At 63.1% G+C, this 19990-nt stretch carries 18 protein-coding genes; 11 read left to right on the top strand and 7 right to left on the bottom strand.

Going from position 1 to position 19990, the window contains the following annotated elements; translation table 11 throughout:
• Window positions 1-3: 3 nt before the first annotated feature.
• Both RTCK_RS17080 and RTCK_RS17075 read right to left on the bottom strand, forming a co-directional pair.
• Complete coding sequence (locus RTCK_RS17080; RefSeq protein WP_142593667.1) at window positions 4-1176, bottom strand: LysR family transcriptional regulator; 1173 nt, start codon at window positions 1174-1176, stop codon at window positions 4-6.
• Window positions 1173-2060, bottom strand: a complete 888-nt coding sequence (locus tag RTCK_RS17075) for an NAD(P)-dependent oxidoreductase (protein ID WP_142593666.1) — start codon at window positions 2058-2060, stop codon at window positions 1173-1175. The genes RTCK_RS17080 and RTCK_RS17075 overlap by 4 nt, the downstream gene beginning before the upstream one ends.
• Window positions 2061-2214: 154 nt before the next feature.
• Between RTCK_RS17075 and RTCK_RS17070 the strand changes: the two genes are divergently transcribed.
• From RTCK_RS17070 to RTCK_RS17055, 4 genes are read left to right on the top strand one after another with little or no spacing between them, the layout of a single operon-like run.
• The gene (locus tag RTCK_RS17070; protein ID WP_142593665.1) at window positions 2215-2952 is read left to right on the top strand and encodes a PIG-L deacetylase family protein; all 738 of its coding nucleotides are present in this window, start codon (window positions 2215-2217) and stop codon (window positions 2950-2952) included.
• 11 nt (window positions 2953-2963) lie between these two features.
• The gene (locus RTCK_RS17065) at window positions 2964-3917 is read left to right on the top strand and encodes a VOC family protein (protein ID WP_142593664.1); all 954 of its coding nucleotides are present in this window, start codon (window positions 2964-2966) and stop codon (window positions 3915-3917) included.
• Between the two features lies 1 nt (window position 3918).
• Window positions 3919-4590, top strand: coding sequence for a 4-carboxy-4-hydroxy-2-oxoadipate aldolase/oxaloacetate decarboxylase (locus tag RTCK_RS17060; RefSeq protein ID WP_142593663.1), 672 nt, complete (start codon window positions 3919-3921; stop codon window positions 4588-4590).
• Window positions 4583-5650, top strand: coding sequence for a 4-oxalomesaconate tautomerase (locus tag RTCK_RS17055; RefSeq protein WP_142593662.1), 1068 nt, complete (start codon window positions 4583-4585; stop codon window positions 5648-5650). Before RTCK_RS17060 ends, RTCK_RS17055 begins: the two co-directional genes overlap by 8 nt.
• Before the next feature lie 44 nt (window positions 5651-5694).
• Here RTCK_RS17055 and RTCK_RS17050 read toward each other — a convergent pair whose 3' ends face one another.
• Window positions 5695-6735 carry a class I SAM-dependent methyltransferase gene (locus RTCK_RS17050; RefSeq protein WP_142593661.1) on the bottom strand — a complete coding sequence of 347 codons (1041 nt, stop codon included), beginning with the start codon at window positions 6733-6735 and terminating at the stop codon, window positions 5695-5697.
• Between the two features lie 289 nt (window positions 6736-7024).
• Between RTCK_RS17050 and RTCK_RS17045 the strand changes: the two genes are divergently transcribed.
• Window positions 7025-9055 carry a putative bifunctional diguanylate cyclase/phosphodiesterase gene (locus tag RTCK_RS17045; RefSeq protein WP_142523658.1) on the top strand — a complete coding sequence of 677 codons (2031 nt, stop codon included), beginning with the start codon at window positions 7025-7027 and terminating at the stop codon, window positions 9053-9055.
• Between the two features lie 35 nt (window positions 9056-9090).
• Here RTCK_RS17045 and RTCK_RS17040 read toward each other — a convergent pair whose 3' ends face one another.
• The 4 genes from RTCK_RS17040 to RTCK_RS17025 all read right to left on the bottom strand — a co-directional run bounded on the left by RTCK_RS17040 (window position 9091) and on the right by RTCK_RS17025 (window position 14671).
• Window positions 9091-9921, bottom strand: coding sequence for a phosphatase PAP2 family protein (locus RTCK_RS17040; protein WP_142523657.1), 831 nt, complete (start codon window positions 9919-9921; stop codon window positions 9091-9093).
• 524 nt (window positions 9922-10445) lie between these two features.
• Entirely contained in the window at window positions 10446-12050 is a 1605-nt protein-coding gene (locus RTCK_RS17035; protein WP_142593660.1) for an acyl-CoA dehydrogenase family protein, read from the bottom strand.
• A 6-nt stretch (window positions 12051-12056) separates the two neighbouring features.
• Entirely contained in the window at window positions 12057-12818 is a 762-nt protein-coding gene (locus tag RTCK_RS17030; protein ID WP_142593659.1) for an SDR family NAD(P)-dependent oxidoreductase, read from the bottom strand.
• On the bottom strand, window positions 12815-14671 hold the full coding sequence (locus tag RTCK_RS17025) for a feruloyl-CoA synthase (protein WP_142593658.1): 1857 nt from the start codon (window positions 14669-14671) through the stop codon (window positions 12815-12817). Before RTCK_RS17025 ends, RTCK_RS17030 begins: the two co-directional genes overlap by 4 nt.
• 117 nt (window positions 14672-14788) lie before the next feature.
• Between RTCK_RS17025 and RTCK_RS17020 the strand changes: the two genes are divergently transcribed.
• The 6 genes from RTCK_RS17020 (at window position 14789) to RTCK_RS16995 (ending at window position 19978) form a co-directional block, all read left to right on the top strand.
• Window positions 14789-15592: a crotonase/enoyl-CoA hydratase family protein gene (locus RTCK_RS17020; protein ID WP_142593657.1), complete on the top strand. Its 804-nt coding sequence runs from the start codon at window positions 14789-14791 to the stop codon at window positions 15590-15592.
• A gap of 1 nt (window position 15593) precedes the next feature.
• Window positions 15594-16073, top strand: a complete 480-nt coding sequence (locus RTCK_RS17015; protein ID WP_142593656.1) for a MarR family winged helix-turn-helix transcriptional regulator — start codon at window positions 15594-15596, stop codon at window positions 16071-16073.
• Complete coding sequence (locus RTCK_RS17010; RefSeq protein WP_142593655.1) at window positions 16060-16935, top strand: amidohydrolase family protein; 876 nt, start codon at window positions 16060-16062, stop codon at window positions 16933-16935. The genes RTCK_RS17015 and RTCK_RS17010 overlap by 14 nt, the downstream gene beginning before the upstream one ends.
• A 42-nt stretch (window positions 16936-16977) precedes the next feature.
• The gene (locus RTCK_RS17005) at window positions 16978-18093 is read left to right on the top strand and encodes a C4-dicarboxylate TRAP transporter substrate-binding protein (protein WP_142593654.1); all 1116 of its coding nucleotides are present in this window, start codon (window positions 16978-16980) and stop codon (window positions 18091-18093) included.
• Between the two features lie 65 nt (window positions 18094-18158).
• Window positions 18159-18674 carry a TRAP transporter small permease gene (locus RTCK_RS17000; protein WP_142593653.1) on the top strand — a complete coding sequence of 172 codons (516 nt, stop codon included), beginning with the start codon at window positions 18159-18161 and terminating at the stop codon, window positions 18672-18674.
• The gene (locus RTCK_RS16995; RefSeq protein WP_142593652.1) at window positions 18671-19978 is read left to right on the top strand and encodes a TRAP transporter large permease; all 1308 of its coding nucleotides are present in this window, start codon (window positions 18671-18673) and stop codon (window positions 19976-19978) included. Before RTCK_RS17000 ends, RTCK_RS16995 begins: the two co-directional genes overlap by 4 nt.
• Window positions 19979-19990: the final 12 nt, after the last annotated feature.

Raw genomic sequence — 19990 nt, 5'->3', positions numbered from 1 at the left:
GCCTCAAGCCGTCGGCACGAGGTCGGCGATCAGGTCCATCATCCGTCGCTGCATCTGTGTCGGGTGCCACTTGTCGCGGTAGGTGAGCCCGATCGGGCGGATCAGATGGTCGGTCGCAAAGGGTAGTTGCACCAGAAGCCCGTGATCGCATTCGGACTGCGCCTGGTAACGTGAGATACAGCCGAGATGCGTGCTTTCCGTCAACAGCCCGCGCATCAGGAGAAGCGAGCCAGATTCGACCAGCCGCTGTGGCGGTTCCTTCCCCGCCGAGGTGAAGATCGTCTCGAACCGTGCGCGTGTTGGCGTACCCTGTCGAGGCACGACCCACGGGAAATCAAGAAGATCGTCGATGGTCAGATTTGTCTGTCGCGCCAGCGGATGATCCGGCCGTGCCAGAAGGGCAAGCCTGTCGTCGAACAGCCGCTCCTGGACGACGTCGCCGATCGGAGCCGGTTCCCGGAGAGCGCCGACGAGAAAATCCAGCGAACCTCGCCGCAAGTCACCCAACAAGGCGTCGTAGGTTCCGTCGATGATGCGCACGGCAAAGGTAGAATACTGCTGTCGAAAGCGTGCCAGCGCGCGCGGCAGCAACACGGACCGGGAGAGCGGCATCGCGCCGATGACGACGGACCCTGCCTCACCCCCGTCGAACTCTGCCAGTTCGGCGTCGGCCTGATCGAGTTCATAGATGGCGAGCCGTGCCGCCTGTGCGAGGGACTGGCATAGGCGGCTGGGCAGGATGCCGAAAGAAGTCCTCTCGAACAGGCTGCGCGCAGCCTCCTGCTCGATCTGTGTGACGGCCCGGTGGACGGTAGGTTGCGCAAGGCCCAGCCGCCGCGCTGCAAGGGTGAAATTCTCGCTTTCGCTGACCGCGATCAACGCCTGCAGCTGCGCGTAGGTTAAGGAGATGCGCAGTCGCGGCGAGATATCCGCCAGGATGGGATCGAGCAGCCCGAAGGCACGTTCGACTCGCCGGAGCAGAACCTCGCCGCGCGGGTTCAGAAAGAAGCCATGCCGCGTCCGTTCGAAGAGCGGCCCTGCGCCGCGCTCGAGCTTGCTGATGGCCTGGGTAACGGCAGGTTGGGAAAGGTGCCATTTCTCCGATGTCGTCGTCAGAGACTTGAGCTCCGCCACGGCGGAAAAGAGTCTGAGATGCCTCAGATTGCGCGGAATCATAGGCTCCTCAGCACCATGTCAGATCGCCGCGCCAGATCGTTCTCGCCCGGATCGAGGCCGAGGTCCGAGATCGCCCGTTGCCATTCCACCGTCCCGCTGCTCATCCAGTCGGGCAGGCCGAACTCCCGCAACGTCACACAGACCTCCTCGACCTCCGCCGCACGACGGGCACCGTGAACCATCATCCGTTCCAGGTTGTAGGCGCCCCGCGCCCTCCAGTCGATGCCCGGATCGGAAGCCTGCAGCGAGGCAAGGACCGCATCCTCGACACCTGCCCGCCGCGCCGCCAGAAGGCACTCCGCCGTCAGTGCCTCGAGACCCTTGATGATGACCGAGCGCAGCATCTTGACGCTGGAGGCGTCGCCGATCTTCGTTCCGGTTATCTTCGGGCGCATGTCCAGCCGTTCGAGCAGGCGGGCTGCCTCTTCCGCATGGGGACCGGCCAGCAGGAGCGGCACCTGGTGGCGTTTCGGATAGACCGGCGCCATCACCGCGACATCGACATACCGTGCACCGGCCGCCTCGATCACCTCCGCCGCCTTCTGCTTCGTCTGCGGCGCACAGGAATTGCAGTCGAGCCAGTAGGCGCCGGGGGCAAGATGGGACGCGACGGAGCGTGCCGCCTCCAGCGCCTGGTCCGCCGTCACGAGGCTGAAGATCACACCGGCTTCCGCGAGAGCCTCGTTCGGGTCACGGATCGCCTCGACACCGGCATCCGCACAGCGGCGAAGAACCGGGCCCGCCGCCGTTTCGTCACGGAGCTTCACATCGTAGGCACAGACACGCGGCATGGGGGACGGCTCCCATCCCCCTGCGATCGCATGGCCTGCTTCGCCGAAACCGACGAACGCAATCTTTGGATACTCTGCCGCTGTATCAGCCATTTGCCTCTTCCTCCGTTGGCAGGCAACTCTCGCAAACAGAAGCGCTCAAATCCAGCATCTATAGCAAATAGTTATAATGATCGGCGGTCTTTCCATTTGATCTGGATAGGCTGACGGAACAAGCCTAACCTGAGAGAAATTGCGGGAGGTATCCATGCCGGCGGACAATAAGACAGCTTTGGTAATCAGCGCCCATGCGGCCGACTTTGTTTGGCGGTGCGGCGGCGCGATCGCGCTTCACGCCGAACTCGGTTACAACGTGACGGTGGTGTGCCTCTCCTTCGGGGAACGCGGCGAGAGCGCCAAGCTCTGGAAGCAGGAGGGCATGACCCTCGACCGCGTGAAGAGCGCCCGCCGTTCGGAATCGGAGCGCGCAGCCGAAGCACTGGGCGTCCATGACCTCGTCTGCATGGACCTCGGCGACTATCCGCTGGAACTGACCCGCGACAACAAAAACGAGCTGGTGGACGTGATCCGCAAGGTCCAGCCGCGCTTCATGCTCAGCCACTCCCAGTACGATCCCTACAACACCGACCACATGTACGCCACGCAGGTGGCGCTCGAATGCCGCATGATCGCCCAGGCATGGGGACACAATCCTGGGCAGAAGGTCCTGGGCGCTCCCCAGCTCTATCTGTTCGAGCCGCACCAGACGGAGCAGATGGGCTGGAAGCCGGACACCTTCCTCGACATCACCTCCGTCTGGGCAAAGAAGCGCGCAGCCATCGAGTGCATGGAAGGCCAGGAGCACCTTTGGGAATACTACACCCGCGTCGCGATCAACCGCGCCAACCACTTCAAGCGCAATTCCGGCGGACAGTCGGGTGGTCGCGACTGCAAGTATGCGGAAGGCTTCCAGTCGATCTTTCCCCGTACCGTCGATGAACTGTGACGGAGGCGGTGATGGAGCTTTGCCACGACATAGCCCATCTCGCTCATGTCGAGATGTACACCGACAAGTTCGAGGAAAGCCTCGACTTCTTCACCCGCGTCTATGGCCTCAAGCTCTCCGGCCGGGATGAAAACTCCGCCTATCTGCGGGCGTGGGACGACTATGAATACTGCTCGCTCAAGCTGACACGGTCGCATACGACGGGCGTCGGGCACATAGCCTACCGCGCCTCCAGTCCCGAGGCTCTCGAGCGACGCGTGAAGGCTGTCGAAGCATCGGGATACAAGGTGTATGGCTGGATCGACGGCGATCCTTCCCATGGCAGGGCCTTCCGTTTCGAGGATCCCTTCGGCCACATCTTCGAGATCTATTGGGAGACAGTAAAATACCGGGCAGCCGGAGAGGACGTACCGGCCCTGAAGAACACCGCCTCCGCCTTTACCGGCGCCGCGCCCCGCCGCCTCGACCACCTGAACCTCCTGTCGTCCGACGTTTCCGAGTTCCGCCGCTTCATGCAAACCTGCCTCGGCTCGCGCGTCACGGAGATGATCCAGCTCGACAACGGCCGCATCGGCGGCTGCTGGTTTACCGTGAACAACAAGACCTACGACCTTGCCTGCACGGAAGAACATGGCGGCGGTGTCGGGCGGCTGCATCACGTGACCTATGCCACCGACCAGCGCGAGGACATCCTTCGCGCCGCCGATGTCTTTCTGCAGAACGGCGTCCACATCGAAACCGGGCCGCACAAGCATGCGATCCAGGGAACCTTCTTCCTCTATGTCTGGGAGCCGGCCGGCAATCGCGTCGAGCTTGCCAATGCCGGTGCGCGCCTGATCCTGCAGCCCGACTGCGAGACCGTCGTCTGGACCGAAAGCGACCGAAAGAAGGGCCAGGCGTGGGGCCTGAAGACGATCGAGAGCTTCCATACCCATGGTACGCCGCCCGTGAAAAAGGAGCACTGACATGGCCGTCGTGGTTCAAAACATCGAAAGGGCGAATCCGGCGGTCATCGATCGTCTCGCAGCGGCCGGCGTGGCGACGGTTCATGAGGCACAGGGCCGCCGCGGCTGCCTCGCCTCGTACATGAGGCCGATCTATTCCGGCGCCCAGGTCGCCGGTTCGGCGGTGACCATCTCGGCCCCCCCTGGAGACAACTGGATGGTGCATGTCGCGATCGAGCAGTTGCGGGCGGGGGATATCCTCGTGCTCGCCCCGACATCGCCCTGCGACAACGGCTATTTCGGCGACCTGCTTGCCACCTCCGCCAAGGCGCGCGGATGCCGCGGTCTGATTATCGACGCCGGCGTCCGCGACATTCGCGATCTGACGGCGATGGGTTTTCCTGTCTGGTCGAAGGCGATCTCCGCACAGGGCACGGTGAAGGAGACCCTCGGTTCGGTCAATATCCCAATCGTTTGCGCCGGAGCCGCGATCGAAGCAGGCGACGTGATCGTAGCCGACGACGACGGCGTCGTTGTCGTCAAGCGGGAGGAGGCCGAAACAGTCGCTGCCGCTGCGGAACGACGGCTGGCGGCGGAGGAGGCCAAGCGCAAGCGCCTCGCTGCCGGTGAGCTTGGCCTCGACATCTATTCCATGCGGGAGCGCCTGGCCGAGAAGGGTCTGAAATATGTCTGACCCCTATGGCGACGGCATTCCCTGCCTCTGGATGCGCGGCGGCACGTCGAAAGCCGCCGTCTTTCTTGCCGCCGATCTGCCATCCGATCCGAAGGAACGGGATGCCCTGCTGCTCAAGGTCATGGGATCCCCCGACAATCGGCAGATCGACGGCATCGGCGGCGCCGATCCGCTGACATCGAAGGTGGCCATCCTTTCGCCGTCGACGAGGCCCGATGCGGATGTCGACTATCTTTTCCTTCAGGTCTTCGTGGATCAACCGGTCGTCACGGACGCCCAGGGCTGCGGCAACATCCTTGCCGCGGTCGGCCCGGCCGCGATCGAACGGGGCCTGGTCGCCGCTCGGGACAGTACGACGCCGGTGCGTATCCATATGCTGAATACCGGCGAGGTGTCGCTTGCGCAGGTCGCCACCCCCAACGGCAAGGTGACTTACCGCGGCGACGCAACCATCGACGGCGTGCCGGGAAGCCATGCCGCCATACCGCTGCTGTTCCAGAACACCGAAGGCTCCATGTGCGGCAGCCTTCTGCCATCCGGCCGGGCCCGCGACACGATCGAAGGCGTCGAGTGCACGATGATCGACAACGGTATGCCGATCATCCTTCTGCGCGCGTCCGATTTCGGCCTTTCAGGCTCGGAAAGCCGTGAGGATCTGGACGCTGATGCCGGATTGAAGGCACGGCTGGAGAGTATCCGGCTGGCTGCCGGGCCAATCATGAACCTCGGCGATGTGACGGAGAAATCCGTACCCAAGATGACGCTCGTGTCTCCCCCGCAGACCGGAGGGACGATCAGCACCCGCAGTTTCATCCCGCACCGCTGCCACGCCTCCATCGGCGTCTTCGCGGCCGTCAGCGTCGCAACTGCCTGCACTCTTCCCGAGTCGGTCGCGGCCGAAGTCGCACGTCTGCCGGCGGACGGGCGCTTTCTGGTCGATCACCCGACCGGTGCGGCCGAGGTTCTCGTCAGCCGGAACTCCGAAGGAAAGATCGAAGGCATCGGCACCCTGCGCACCGCGCGCAAGTTGTTCGACGGCCGGGTCTTCCCCATCTCGTAAATTCCATCCTGCTGCAAGACGTGGCAGCAGGATGAACAACCAGCCTATACCGCCTTGGTGATCACGCCGTAGACGATGTTGCGGTTTTCCCCGAAGGTGACGCTGGCGGTATCGTCGCGGCCTTTGGTGGCATCGATGATGTCCCACATGTCGGCCTTCGATCGCAGGAGCAGCGCCCAGTCCATGAAGGTTTCCATGTAGCCGTCGACCACGATGTCCTGCGCGAAGTTCGCAAAGAGGAAGCTCCCTCCCGGCTTCAGCATCTTCAGGCAGGTCTCCGTGAGGCGCACTGCCACCTTCCGCGAGAGATAGTCGTAAAGGCCGGCAGCGTAGATGAAGTCGAACTGCCCCAGCCGCTCGGGCCGAGCCAGAACACTACGGACGGAGCCGTCCATTGCCTCGACGGAGGTTCCCGCGAAATCGCGAGCGATGGATCCGACGCTGAGAGGATCCTGGTCGAGCGCCACCCAGCGCTTCAACGCACCGGCTTGAAGGGCCTCCGAGCGATTGGCCTCCCGGAGGTGACCGGCGGCGATTGCCAGCACTTCGGTGGCCGGTCCCCGAGCGCGGGCAATATCGTCGACATAGCGCGTCAGGAGATCGCGTCTCTCGCGCACGGCAACCGACGACGAAGCGTCGCGCGTATAGCCGTAGAGGGCCTTGCCGACCGCTGAGGCGCCCGCCACCTCGCCCGCTATGCTTTCGTGGCCATAGATGAAATCCAGAAGTTGCGCATCGCCGGAATACCCACGCGGCTTCTCGAAGGACCACCGCGTAAAAGGATCCTGCCGGAAGTACTGGGAAAGCGGATGGCGTTGCACCACCGGGATCAGATCCCGCCAGACATCCAACGGCAGCTTGCTGCGCGTTTCATGCAGCGCCCGCGCCAGATGGTCGATGACCTCCCCCGGCGCCATGCCGTTGCTGATGCGCTGCTGCGTAAGCTGGAGGGTGATGACCAGTTCTGCCAGCCCCTCCGACCGCGCGCGGTCATCGGTTGTATTCGATTGGCTGGTAATTTCATGAAGAAGCAAATCCGACGTAATAAGGCTTTCGCCGTCTGCCACGAAAGAATACTCGTTCACAACAAACTCCATTTTACTAATATACGCAAACACGCTGCTCCGAGAGTACCGGAGCAAACTCCCCGACACTTGGGACAGGACAGCAACCGGCTTGCCACTTAGGCATTTTTGCCAGTTTCGAACAATCCCTGATTTTTGTTTAGCAAAGAATTAATCCTGCTCTCCTAACCTTCGCCCTTAGACCTTCTGCGGTTTCGGCACAGGGGATAAAGTGCATGTGTCGATGGCCTAGGAATGGCTCGGAAAAGCGGTGCCTGCTGCAGAACCGGGCACACCAACGGATTGGTGCATGATGCACATTTGGAAAGACCCGGTGGAATTCGGGTCACGGGATAGATCAAGTCTTCCCGCATTGGCGGACCTGCGGGCTCTACATCGGGAGCAGGGCGACACGACGCGCCGGCACGGGATCAGGCAGGGCCTGTGGATCGCCGTCGTCACCTATCTGCTTTTCTGCGTGACCGACGTCCTGCTTATCCCCGATGTGGCGCTCTATACGATCATTTCCCGCTTCGCGGTGGCTGTTGCGGTGCTGGCCCTCATGGAGGCGCAGGTCCGCATGGATGCATCGACATCCTGGATGGACAAGACCTGCGCGGTTGCACTGGTCCTCGGTTATCTGGGCTGGCTCGTGCCTTCACTGATGACCGCCGAAACGGAGAACCTGTCGCACTACCTTATCTACGGCAACATCTTCATGATGGGTGCCAATCTCTTCTTCAGCCTGCAGTTCCGGCTGTCGCTGCTGTCGTCGAGCATCATGCTGGCGGCTTCCTTCGCCGCCCTCTTCCATTTCGCTCCCGACGACTTCGCCTACCAGATAACGCTCGGGACCTTCTTCGTGTCCTGTTTCGTCTTTACCTCCTACGTCAACTGGAAGCTTCAGGAGGAACGGTTCAAGGTGTTCGTGAATGCCCTTGAAGCCAGGAACCTGCAGCGGGAGACGGTCGAGCGGGGCAAATCGCTCCTGCGGCTTTCCAATACCGACTACCTGACGGGGCTTGAAAACCGCCGTTCAATCGACCATCGCCTCCGGGAGCACTGGCGGCAGTGGCACCAGGAAGGCCAGGACTTCTGCATCCTGCTCATCGACGTCGATTTCTTCAAGCGCTACAACGACTTCTATGGCCACCAACGCGGCGACCGCTGCCTCATACAGGTCGCAGATGCCTTGAACCGGGTCATCCAGACCCATGAGGGGGCGATCGGCCGCTTCGGCGGCGAGGAGTTCGTCGTGGTTGCGAAAGCAGGCTGCGAAGAAAAGGTCGCACGCCTTGCGGAAGAACTGCGGCAGACCGTAGAGCAGATGGAACTCCCGCATGAGGAGCGCCGGGACGGGCTTTCCATCGTCACCGTCAGCATCGGTGCCGCATTTACCGGGACATACGCTCCGTCAAAGCTCGAAAAGATCATCGACCAGGCAGACCGCGCGCTTTATACGGCAAAGGCAGATGGCCGCAATGCGGCGCGGATCTACAATCCCGCCAGCGCCAGAGCGCGGGATGTGACGGAGAATATCGCTGCCCTTCTCAAGATTGCGATAGAGAAGGAACTGGCAACCCTCGTCTACCAGCCGATCCAGGACGTTCGTACCGGCCGCATCGGTTCCGTGGAAGCATTGATGCGATTGCAGATGCTCGACGGAAGCGACATTCCGCCCAGCCTCTTCATTCCCGTGGCGGAGCGGACCGGCCGGATCATCGAACTCGGCAACTGGGCGATCCGCAAGGCCTGCAGCGATCTGCTCGCCACCAACCGGGTCAACACGGTCAGCATCAATGTCTCCCCCATCCAGCTCAAGGCGCCAGGCTTCGCGGCGTCGGTGGCGAGCATTCTGGCGGATACGGGCGTGAACGGGAAGCGCCTGGCTTTCGAGATCACCGAAGGGCATGACCTGGATATCCATTCCGATGTCCTGCGCTGCATTACCGATCTTCACACATTGGGCATCGCGATCTGGCTGGACGATTTCGGCACCGGTTTCGCCGGCCTTTCATGGCTCCGACTGATCGATTTCGACCTGGTGAAGATCGACCGGTCGTTCCTGCACGCCAGTGACACCGCCGAAGGATACATGATGCTGCAGAACATCGTGCGCCTGCTCCGTGACCACGGCGCCGATATCTTGATCGAAGGAATCGAGACGCCTGAGCAGTTGGAACTCGTGCGAAGGCTCGGCATCAGCCAGGCGCAGGGCTTCCATATCGGCCGACCGGCTTCCGTGCAGCAAATGAAAGCATCGCTTACGGCCATCAAAGATGCGGCAGCCCCCGCACCGCGTCGCACACGGGCAAGCCGGCTGAAGGTGGCACAGTCCTAGATCCGCGCCGCCTCCGTTAACCGGTTGCTTTCGCCTCAGACCGGCTTCGCAAATCCAACGCCGCCGCGCATGGCCTCCCACAGGCCCGCGAGAACGCGCCTTCCCGTCTTCCGGCGCAGACATCCGTCCCTGTCGTAGAAGAACATCATTCGACGCCGTGCGAACACATGGGCGAGCCACAACGTGAAGGCAACGCCGACGGCCCAGCCCATCAACGTGTCGCTCGGCCAGTGTGCGCCGACGAGCTGCCGTGAGATGCAGATCAGCGCACCGACGGGGATGAACAGCGGGCGCAGCCGCGGGAAGACGAGTGCGAGCGACATCGCCATTGCGCCGGCGGTCGCGGAATGTCCTGAGGGAAAGGCTGCAAAATCAGAATCGAAGGTGAAGGGCTGGAATGAGAAATATCCATGGGTATCCAGAAGGCTGGGCCGTGCCCTCCCGATCATGTTCTTGACCAGAGATGCAGTCAGGCCGCCGCCGGCGACCGAGAGGAATATGAAGGCGGCTGCGGCCGCGATGGAATTCGCACCGACGACCACGCGCCTGCGCAACCGGCTGGACGGAACGAAAACGCTGAGGATGAGCAGGACACCCGTAGTGACCAGGATTTCCACGCCTTCGCCGAGATCGGTGATCCACTTGGCGACAGGCCTCAGTTCGGAAGGAAAATCCTTCATCCAGAGCCCCAGCGGGTGATCGGCGCCCCACATCAGCAGGACCGAAAGCAGCAAGTAGATCGACACGATCATCCCGGGCCGTTCAAGGGGCGGCCGGTGCTGCGGAAACGAGAGCGAGGCAGGGGAGAAGACGCGCTCGAATCCTGCGGCCATCCGGCGCCTGCTTTCGCTCAATGCCCTGTTCATGGTTCCTCCGGCAACTCGGGATAATGCTGATAGGAACATATGGCCCCGCGCGCAACGCCCAACTCGTCCTCCTTCCCGATCATCCGGGTCCGCGTGTGCATGGAACCTGCGCATTGTCTCCTTGTTTGCCTTCCAGCAGATACAGGAGAACCTCGTCATGAAAATCCTCGTTTTCAGCTTGGCTGCGATTCTCGCGGCCGGTCCCGCCTTCTCCCAGACAGGCGCCAGCGGAACCGGGGCCGCGGAAACTGCACCCATGCCGGATACCAATGCAGGCGGCCCCGTCGGGAGCACGGCCGTGCCGAGAGGCAATACGACCACCACGACCCAAACCGATCCGAACCGGTCGGGTACGACAGCATTGCAGGATTGCGAAACTATGCCTGGAACGTCTGCTCAGGTCCCACCGCAGGGCGGCAGCGACAATCCTCAGCCGCAGGAACGTTGTCCCGATTAGTTCCCGCGATGGAGTCTTCCACATCGAGGCGACATGTCCGGAGCATTGGCGTCCTCAGGTGCGGAGCCTACATCCGGAGGGATCCCATGCCGTCCGGATAGCCGCCCCCCTGTCCCGTCCACCTGACGGTCAACCACGCGGAAAGGGCGGCCCATCCGGAACCGAGATATTCGTCGGCTCGCCAGAAGGCCTCCTCCGGCCGGTCCCGCAGGGACATCATCAACTCGGCGAAAGCTTCAAACTCATCGAGCACGTCCAAAGCGTCGCCCACCTCCTGCGGATGACGATCGCGAAGCGAGGCCAACTCGCTTCGCGCTTTGGCCAGGAACGCCTTGCATCCGCTCCCCCCGTCGCGCCAGAGCCTGCGGGTCAGGAAGTCCAGCGCCTGCATGCCGGTCGTGCCCTCGTAGATGGTCATCACGCGCGCATCCCGCAGGTACTGCTCGAGCGGCCAATCTCGGGTATAGCCCGCCCCGCCGAGCACCTGGATGGCGGCATTGGCGACGTCGAACCCCGCTTCCCCGCCGAAGTTCTTTATCAACGGAAGCATCCAGGCGCAGTAAGCGTCGATCTCGCGACGCCTGTCCGGACTGATCTCCAGCCGGGCGAGATCCATGGCCGACGCCAGTTCCAGAACGGCCAGCTGCAGGACCTCTGTGCGGCTGCGCATCGCGCTCAACTGCCGCCGGACATCCGGGTGGCCGGAGATCGGCACGGCCGGTTGCTCCGGATCCCCACCCTGTCGCCGTTCCTGGGCATAGCGCTCCGCAATATCCACCGAGGCGGATGCCAGCCCCAATCCCTGGCAGGCGGTTTGCAGCCGCATCAGTTCGATCATCCTGAAGAGCTGCGGCAGTCCCCTGCCCTCTGCGCCGACGAGCCAGCCACGCGACTTCTCGAAACGCAGGGCGCATGTTGGCGATCCCTGCAGGCCCATCTTGTCCTCGATCCGATCCACCGTGATGCCGTTGGACGAGCCGTCGACCGTGTCCGGAACCAGGAAGAGGCTCAGCCCTCTGACCCCAGGCTCCGTGCCTGTCCGTGCGAGCAGGCAGTGGCCGATGCGTTCGGTAAGGTCGTGGTCGCCGAAAGAGATCCATGTTTTTTGGCCGCTGATCTGCCAGCGGCCATCCCTTTGCTCCGCGCTGGTCCGGATGCGGCCGACATCGGAACCGGCATCGCTTTCGGAGACGCAGATCGTCGCCGCCCATTCGCCTGCGGCAAGCTTCGGAACCCATTCCCCCGCGAGTTGTTCATCCGCGATTTCGGCCAGCAGATGCGCTGCCGCCCGTGACGCGCCCGCGGCCATCATCAGTGCGACGCAGCCGCGCTCGAAGAGCGGCGCGCAGGCGGCCTGCACCGTGAGCGGCAATTCCTGGCCGCCGTAGCGATCGGGAAGGTCCATGGCGAGCCACCCCGCCTCGGCATAGCCCCGGAAGGCGTCCCGAAACCCGTCGGGGGTCTTCACCCGTCCGTTCAAGAGTCTGGCCCCGTGGCGATCACCGACGCGGTTGATCGGCGCGAGCACCCGCTCCGAAAAACCTGCCGCCTGCTCCAGGATCTCGGCGACCGTGCCATCGTCGCAATCCGGCCGTGCCTGTTGGAGCAGCCGCCACCCCGGCGTTGCCGCGAGCGCTGCAAGCGTCCGCTCGACCTGGTCAGCGAAACTCATATCCGGTTACTTCGGTTGCATCCGTATCGCGCCGTCAAGACGGATCACCTCACCGTTCACGTACTGGTTTTCGATCAGGAACCGGACTGCATCAGCAAACTCCGCAGGATCGCCGAGACGCGGAGGATAGGGAATGGAGGCGCCGAGGCTTTCCTGCGTCTCTTGCGGCAACCCGAGCAGCAGCGGCGTCAGGAAGATGCCTGGCGCAACCGTATTGACGCGGATTCCGAAGCGGGCAAGTTCGCGCGCGGCCGGCAAGGCCATCGACAGGATGCCGCCCTTGGAGGCGGAATAGGCCGCCTGGCCCACCTGTCCCTCGAAGGCGGCGACCGAAGCGGTGTTGACGATCACGCCGCGTGCCTTGTCGTCGCGCTCGGCCGTTTCCGCCATCCGCTCCGCCGCGAGCCGCATCATGTTGAACGTGCCGATGAGGTTGACGCGGACCACCCGCTCGAATTCGGACAAAGGCAGCGGCCCGTCCGGCCCGAGAATTCGGCCCGCGGCCGCGACGCCGGCGCAATTCACCAGGATGCGCAGTCCGTCACCCGCCTTCGCTGCGATTTCGACCGCCTTGTTCGCATCCGCTTCGCTGGCGACGTCTCCCGTCACGGCCACGCCACCGATGGCGCTCGAGATCTTCTCGGCCGCCTCGCCGTTTCTGTCGAAGACATGAACCACCGCTCCCAGGCGCGCGAGCAGGCGGGCGGTCGCCTCTCCGAGGCCGGATCCGCCCCCCGTCACGATCGCGCTTGATCCTTCGATCTTCATGCCGCAAGCTCCTTCTTCATCCGGATTACGCCAGGCCCGTCACCATGAAGGACATCGACGAGGTCGGCACGATGGGCAAGCACGGCGCGCTGGTTGATCGAACCCTTGTCCGTCACCTCACCCTTCTCGAACCGCAGCGGCTCGTGCATCAGCATCACCCGCATGATCCGCGTCGCCGAACCTGTCGCCTGCCGCTGATGCTCCGCCAGTCGTTCCGAGATCGCAGCCCTGACGGAAGGATGAGCCAGTATCTCCTCGTCCGCCATCTCGCCCTCGCCCGTAACAAGTGCCCGGAGCGCCGGCATGAACGGCACGAGCAGCGCGCCGAGTTCGTTGCGGTTCTCGCCGGTGATGACCGCATCCCGCACCAGCCCGCCGAACTGGTTCACCAGTTGTGCCCTGAGAACCCCCACGCTGACCCAGGTGCCTGTCTGCAGCTTGAAGTTCTCCGCCGTCCGCCCGTCGAAATAGAAGCCCTTGCGGGGATCGCCGGGCTCCGCGAACTTCACGGCGTCTCCAATGCGGTAGAAACCTTCCTCGTCGAAGGCCTCGGCCGTGAGCTTCTCGTTGCGCCAGTAGCCGGGCGTGACGTTCGGCCCCTTGAGGCGGAGTTCGTACCTGTCGTCAAAGGGAACGAGCTTCATGGTGACGCCCTGGGCCGGAATGCCAACATTGCCGGGTCGGTCCTGCGGTTCCGTACAGAACAGCGCGAACGGCGCCGTCTCCGTCGAACCGATCCCCGTGCAGAGCGGCACCCGCTGGCCGGTGGCCTGTTCGGAGAACCCCAGGAGAGCGTCCCAGGTATGCTGCGCCATGCCGGCACCGGCATACATCAGCATCTTCAGGTCCTTGAAGAAGTTCGCCCGCAGCCCCTCGTCCTCGCCCATGGCCTGGACAAGCATCTCGAAGCCCGCAGGTACGTTGAAGTACCAGGTCGGCGAGATCTCGCGCAGGTTCGCGATCGTCTGGCCCATCAACCCCGGCGTCGGCTTGCCCCTGTCGATATAGTAGGTCCCGCCGTTGTAGATCGCGATGTTGAAGCACTTGTTGCCGCTCGCGGTATGGTTCCAGGGCGCCCAGTCGACAAGGATCGGCGGTTCCTCGCGGAAATACTGGTAGCAGTCCGCGACCATCTCCTGATTGGAACAAAGCATGCGCTGCGTCTGGATCACCGCCTTCGGCGAGCCGGTGGTGCCCGACGTGAACAGGAACTTTGCGACTGTGTCGGGCCCGACCTGATCGAATGCCCGATCAACGAGAGATGTCGGCTCGGTCTTCAGGATATCGTCGAAGCTGAAGGTATCCCCTCGGCCCGCGGGCATGTTCCGAACACCGGCAAGCGCTATGTCTGAACCAAAGGCGGCATCCACCGCCTCGCGGAACGCCCCGGCGTTCTCGGCGAATACCATCCCCGGCGTGATCTGCCCTGCAATGTCCTGCAGCTTGGCAAGGCCGCTCGGATTGAGCGCATAGGCCGGAGCGATCGCAGCCGACGGAATACCCACATGCTGCGCACCAAAAGCCAGCAAGGCGTGAGGGATCGAGTTCTCGGAGAGGATGACGAGCGGCCGGTCTGCCGAAAGCCCGAGATCGAGGAGGAACTGTCCGATGCGCCGAACCTGATCGAGCGCCGCCCCGTAGGTGATGGTCTGCCACGCCCCGGTCCCCTCCCGGTCCGCCATCCAGACACGGTCCGGAACCATCTCCGCCCAGGAGACAAGCCGCTCGTTCAGCTTGTCGGGATAGGGACCAAGCGGGTCCTCCCGCCACACCAGGATCTCGCCGCTTGGACGGGTCTCCCACCTGATCACAGGCGACCACAGCTTCGCATCACGCACGGCTTTGGCGGCCATGGCATCTCCTCCCAGAGATCGATACTCCCGATTTTTGTTTACAAGGAAACAATCTCCTCGTAAACAAATAAAAGAAAGGCGGGAGTCCCTCCTGCGGGCAATGGAGATTCGGAAGGAATGGCCGAACAGGCGGCAAGCAGTTTCGTGACCTACGAGCTTCAGGAGGACGTTGCCCATATCGGGCTGAACCGACCGGAAAAGCGCAATGCCATCAGCGACGCATTCATAGAAGCGATTGCGGGGGCAGTCGCCCGTGCCGAAAGTGAAGCGAAGGCAGCCGTACTTTACGGTCATGGCGACCATTTCTGCGCTGGTCTGGATCTTGCGGAGCATGTCAGGAAGAGCCCCATGGAAGGCGTCCGCAGCTCGCGTCGCTGGCACGCCGTGTTCGGCGGGATCGAGCACGGTACGATTCCCTGGATATCGGCCCTGCATGGCGCGGTGGTCGGCGGGGGCCTCGAGCTTGCCGCCGCAACGCATGTGCGGGTTGCCGAACGCTCCGCCTTCTTCGCCTTGCCGGAAGGGCAGCGCGGGATTTTCGTCGGCGGAGGCGGCTCGGTCCGGGTAGCGCGTCTTGCTGGCGCTGCCAGGATGACCGACATGATGCTGACCGGACGTGTCGCCACCGCCGAGGAGGCCGAGCGGTGGAACCTGGTTCAATACGTGGTGGAGACGGGCACGGCCCGGGCGAAGGCGCATGAACTGGCCATGATCACCGCCAGCAATGCCCCCATTTCCAACTATGCGGTCATCAACGCGCTGCCGCGGATTCAGGATATGGCGAAGGAAGACGGCCTGTTCGTCGAATCCTTCATCGCCTCCTTCACCGCGACGAGCCCCGAAGCGGAGGAAAGATTGCGCGCATTCCTGGAGAAGCGCGCAGCCCGCGTGAGGGCACCAGGTGCCCTGGAAGGTGGATGAGATGGATATTTCCTCCCGGCGCATCGACAGGGTCGATGTCGGCAAGCTCGCCGGATCCCTCGGGTTCCTGCTGCGCCTGGCACAGCTCCAGGCCTTTGAAGACTTCTTCTCGGAAAATGGGCCGCGGGGGCTGAAGCCTGGCGAATTTTCGGTCCTGTGGGTGATCGACAGGAACCCCGGCATCCGGCAGAGCGTCCTTGGCCAGCGCCTGATGATCAAACGCGCCCACATGACGAAACTGATCAGGGCGCTCGAGGATCTGGGCCTGGTGTCGCGCCGCACGCCGGATTCGGACCGCCGGGCGGTGGAACTGACGCTGACGGCGAGCGGGCGCAAGGCCGTGGCCGCATCCGGTCCCGAATTCTTCGGCTATGAGGAAACCACCGGCGGGTCGCTCAGCGCGGCCGAAAGGTCGCAACTGATATCCCTTCTGCAGAAGTATGTCGGGCTGGAGGAGGGGGCGCGTGATGAACGTCGATGAACTGATCGCCATCGACATCCACACGCATGCGGAGGAGCCCTGCTGCGGGCCGCGCGACGACGGCTATGACGAGTTCCAGGCCGGCATGGCCCGCTATTTCAGGAATCCGGCCGGTGCCAGGGGTATGCTGCCCACGGTGGAGGAAACCGCGGCCTACTATCGCGAGCGCCGGATCGGCTGCATCATTTTCCCGGTCGATTCCGAGCGCGAGACCGGTTTCCGGCGTTACGAGAACGAGGACGTCGCCCAGATCGCTGCCGCGAATTCCGACATCATGATCCCGTTCGCCTCGATCGATCCCGCAAAAGGAAGGCTGGGAGCCCGTGAGGCGCGGCGGCTGGTGCGGGAATTCGGCGTCAGGGGCTTCAAGTTCCACCCGACCATGCAGGCGTTCTACCCCAACGACCGCAGCGCCTACCCCCTGTACGAGGCGATCGCGGAGGAAGGCGCCATCACGCTCTTCCACACGGGCCAGACTGGGGTCGGAGCCGGCATGCCCGGCGGCATGAACATGCGCCTCAAGTATTCCAATCCCATCTATCTCGATGATGTGGCTGCCGACTTTCCCGACATGCCGATCATCCTCGCGCACCCGTCCTTCCCTTGGCAGGAAGAGGCGCTTTCCGTCGCGACCCACAAGCCCAACGTCTTTATCGATATGTCCGGCTGGTCGCCGAAATACTTTCCGCCGATCCTGGTGCGCTACGCCAACACGATCCTGAAGCACAAGATGCTCTTCGGCTCCGACTGGCCCGCCATCACGCCGGACAGGTGGCTGTCGGATTTCGAGACCATCGAGATCCGTAACGAGGTTCGCCCGCTGATCCTCAAGGAGAACGCCCGCAAACTCCTGAATCTATAGAAATGCCATCCGCAACATGTTCTGAACTGGGAGGAAATGAACATGAGACGCATGCTAGCATTTATGACGGGAATCGCGGCATTGGCCGCAACCGCCGCAGACGCACGTGAACTCCGCATTGCCCCCGGCGCGCCGCCGGCCCATCCATCCCACAGCCATCTCTACTCGAAGCTTGCCGAACTCCTTCCGGAAGTCTCCGGGGGTGCTCTCACCGCCCAGATTCTTGGCCCGGAGGTCGTGGGGCTCGGCCAGATGAAGGACGGACTGCAGAGCCAGCTTGTCGAGATCGGCAACCTGTTGCCGCTCTACTTCCCGGCGGACCTGCCCAATATGTCGCTCGCGGGCGAACTCGCCCTTTCCGGGCGCGAGCCGCACGCCATGGCGGCGGCGATGACGGAATACATGGTCACCTGCGACAGCTGCCAGGAGGAGTTGAAGAAGTTCGGCGTCATCTATCTCGGCTCCGGCTCTTCCGACGTCTACGCTCTTCTAACGAACAGGCCGGTGCGGACGGCAGAGGACGTGAAGGGCCTCAGGCTGCGCAGCGGTGGCGCTCCGTTCTCCAGATGGGCCGAACACTTCGGCGCGGTCCCCGCCAATATCGGGGTCGGAGAGACCTTCGAATCCATGTCCCAAGGCGTCATCGACGGCTCGATGGCATCCATCGGCGACCTGTTGTCGTTCCGTCTGGTCGAACTCGTCAAGAACATCACCTTCGTGCCCCTCGGCACCTATCACGCGACTTCGGACTTCACGGTTGCCAGCACGACATGGGAAAGCCTGTCTCCCGAGGAGCGCAAGCAGCTAACGACCGCGGCCAACCAGGCCAATGTCACCTTCACCCAGAGATGGGGCTACGAGATCGCCGCGGAGGCCAAGGCCGCGGCCGAGAAGGCGGGTATCCAGTTTGTGGAGCCGGACCCGGAACTCGTAAAGGCCGTCGAGGCCTTTGCCGAGGCGGACAAGGAGACCGCGGCGAAGGTAGCCCAGGAACGGTTCGGCTTCACCGATGCCGCCGAGCGCGTGGCACGTTTTTCCGAGCTTGTTGAAAAATGGACGGGCATCGTGAAGGACACGGGCGGAGATCCTGAAGCCATCGCCCGGCGCCTGGACGAGGAAGTGTGGAGCAGGGTCGATTTCGCCACCTACGGCATGTAGCGACGAACCTGCGGAGCTCTGCTCCGCAGGCAACCTCCACCTGAACACCCACGCTGGTAGTCGTCATGCCGTTCATCTCCCGTCTCGCCGACAAGCTCTCCCAGGCGCTCGCCTTTCTGGGTGCCGTCGGCGTTCTCGCAATGATGGTCCATGTCTGCGCGGACGTCCTGTCGCGCACGCTCACAGGCGCTTCCCTGCCTGCTACGGTAGAGATCGTATCCTACTACTACATGGTCCTCGTCGCCTTCCTGCCGCTCGCCTGGGTCGAGCGAAGGAACGCCATGATCTCCGTGGAACTGATCGAGTTTCTCCTCACACCGCGCTGGCGGCAACTCTCTGACATGTCGATCGCCATCTTCGCGGTCGCCGCCTATGCGGTCATGGCCCATGCAAGCTGGCTCACCGCGGTCAAGAACTATGAGACCGGCACGTTCGTAGTCGCTCTGCAGACGAAGATCATCACATGGCCCGGCTATTTCCTGCCCCCGGCCGGATTTGCGCTTGCCGCCGTCGTCATGGTGATCCGCCTGCTGGATCTGATTGCCGGAAACCGCCGCGACGGTGAGGAGACCGAAGCATGAGTGTCGAGGTCGGCCTCTACGGCGTGGGCATCCTTCTGCTGCTTCTGCTGCTCCGCGTTCCGGTGGCGCTCGCGATGATCGCCGTCTCTTTCGGCGGCATAGCCACGCTTCTGGGCTTCAGGCCGGCGCTCGGCATCGTCACCTCCACGCCCTACAGCTTCGTCGCCAGTTGGACGATGAGCGCCGTGCCGATGTTCCTGCTGATGGGCTTCGTCGCCTTCCATGCAGGGCTGACTGGCAGTCTTTTCGGGGCGGCCAAGGCTCTGCTCTGGCGCGTTCCCGGAGGACTGGCGATTTCCTCCATCCTCGCCTGCACCGGCTTTGCGACGGTATCCGGCTCCTCCATCGCCTGCGCTGCAGCGATGGGAAGGATCGCGATACCGGAAATGGTGGCGGCCGGTTATCGGCCGAGCTTCGCGGCAGGATCGATCGCCGCAGGGGGTACCATCGGTGCGCTCATTCCGCCGTCGATCCTGATGATCGTCTACGGTGTCTTCGCCGAGACATCCATCACCCAGGTCTTCGTGGGCGGGATCGGTGTCGGCCTCCTGACCGCCCTGTCCTATTGCGCGGTGGTGATGGTATTCTGGTGGCTGCGGCCGGATATCGTGCCGCGCCGGCTCGCCGCCGGATTTGCGGATGCCGGCGGCTTGTCCGCCATCCTCAGGATATGGCCCGTCGCCATCCTTGTTTTCCTGGTTTTCGGCGGGCTGTTTTCCGGATACTTCACGGCAACCGAAGCGGGAGCCGTAGGCGCAGGCGGCGCGATCATGCTCTCGGCGATCACCGGCAGGCTGACCTTGCCGGTGATCCGCGTCTCCCTTCTGGAGACGCTGACGACCTGCGCCTCGCTCTTCATCATCGGCATCGGCGCCTCCATGTTTACCCGGTTCCTGGGCATCACCGGCCTCTCCGGCTTCATCGGCTCATTCGTCGCGAGCTCCGACCTCGGCTACGCGGAACTGATGACGATCATCGTCGTCATCTACCTCATCCTTGGGATGTTCATGGAGCCGTTCGGCGCGATGCTGATCACCCTGCCCGTCTTGCTGCCGGTGTTGAAGGCGGAAGGCATCAGCCTCGTCTGGTTCGGCGTCTTCGTCGTCAAGATGCTGGAGATCGGCATGATTACGCCGCCGGTCGGCCTCAACGTCTTCGTCATCAAGAACGTCGCGTCCCGCTACGTCACCGTCGTCCAGGTCTTCCGCGGCATCGTTCCCTTCCTCTTCGCCGATCTGGTCGTGGTCGCATTGATCATTGCCTTCCCCTGGTTCATCCTCGGCCTTCCGCAATGGCTGCTGTGAGTTCGGGGATGG

Origin of the sequence: Pseudorhizobium endolithicum (assembly GCF_902153245.2) — a bacterium.
Taxonomy (GTDB): domain Bacteria; phylum Pseudomonadota; class Alphaproteobacteria; order Rhizobiales; family Rhizobiaceae; genus Neorhizobium; species Neorhizobium endolithicum.
This window is presented reverse-complemented; position numbering and strand designations above follow the sequence as displayed.

Excerpts from the sequence above, each read along its gene's own strand:
- RTCK_RS17080 (WP_142593667.1), bottom strand. The coding sequence starts at position 1,176 with ATGATTCCGCGCAATCTGAGGCATCTCAGACTCTTTTCCGCCGTGGCG.
- RTCK_RS17075 (WP_142593666.1), bottom strand. The coding sequence starts at position 2,060 with ATGGCTGATACAGCGGCAGAGTATCCAAAGATTGCGTTCGTCGGTTTC.
- RTCK_RS17070 (WP_142593665.1), top strand. The coding sequence starts at position 2,215 with ATGCCGGCGGACAATAAGACAGCTTTGGTAATCAGCGCCCATGCGGCC.
- RTCK_RS17065 (WP_142593664.1), top strand. The coding sequence starts at position 2,964 with ATGGAGCTTTGCCACGACATAGCCCATCTCGCTCATGTCGAGATGTAC.
- RTCK_RS17060 (WP_142593663.1), top strand. The coding sequence starts at position 3,919 with ATGGCCGTCGTGGTTCAAAACATCGAAAGGGCGAATCCGGCGGTCATC.
- RTCK_RS17055 (WP_142593662.1), top strand. The coding sequence starts at position 4,583 with ATGTCTGACCCCTATGGCGACGGCATTCCCTGCCTCTGGATGCGCGGC.
- RTCK_RS17045 (WP_142523658.1), top strand. The coding sequence starts at position 7,025 with ATGATGCACATTTGGAAAGACCCGGTGGAATTCGGGTCACGGGATAGA.
- RTCK_RS17040 (WP_142523657.1), bottom strand. The coding sequence starts at position 9,921 with ATGAACAGGGCATTGAGCGAAAGCAGGCGCCGGATGGCCGCAGGATTC.
- RTCK_RS17035 (WP_142593660.1), bottom strand. The coding sequence starts at position 12,050 with ATGAGTTTCGCTGACCAGGTCGAGCGGACGCTTGCAGCGCTCGCGGCA.
- RTCK_RS17030 (WP_142593659.1), bottom strand. The coding sequence starts at position 12,818 with ATGAAGATCGAAGGATCAAGCGCGATCGTGACGGGGGGCGGATCCGGC.
- RTCK_RS17025 (WP_142593658.1), bottom strand. The coding sequence starts at position 14,671 with ATGGCCGCCAAAGCCGTGCGTGATGCGAAGCTGTGGTCGCCTGTGATC.
- RTCK_RS17020 (WP_142593657.1), top strand. The coding sequence starts at position 14,789 with ATGGCCGAACAGGCGGCAAGCAGTTTCGTGACCTACGAGCTTCAGGAG.
- RTCK_RS17015 (WP_142593656.1), top strand. The coding sequence starts at position 15,594 with ATGGATATTTCCTCCCGGCGCATCGACAGGGTCGATGTCGGCAAGCTC.
- RTCK_RS17010 (WP_142593655.1), top strand. The coding sequence starts at position 16,060 with ATGAACGTCGATGAACTGATCGCCATCGACATCCACACGCATGCGGAG.
- RTCK_RS17005 (WP_142593654.1), top strand. The coding sequence starts at position 16,978 with ATGAGACGCATGCTAGCATTTATGACGGGAATCGCGGCATTGGCCGCA.
- RTCK_RS17000 (WP_142593653.1), top strand. The coding sequence starts at position 18,159 with ATGCCGTTCATCTCCCGTCTCGCCGACAAGCTCTCCCAGGCGCTCGCC.
- RTCK_RS16995 (WP_142593652.1), top strand. The coding sequence starts at position 18,671 with ATGAGTGTCGAGGTCGGCCTCTACGGCGTGGGCATCCTTCTGCTGCTT.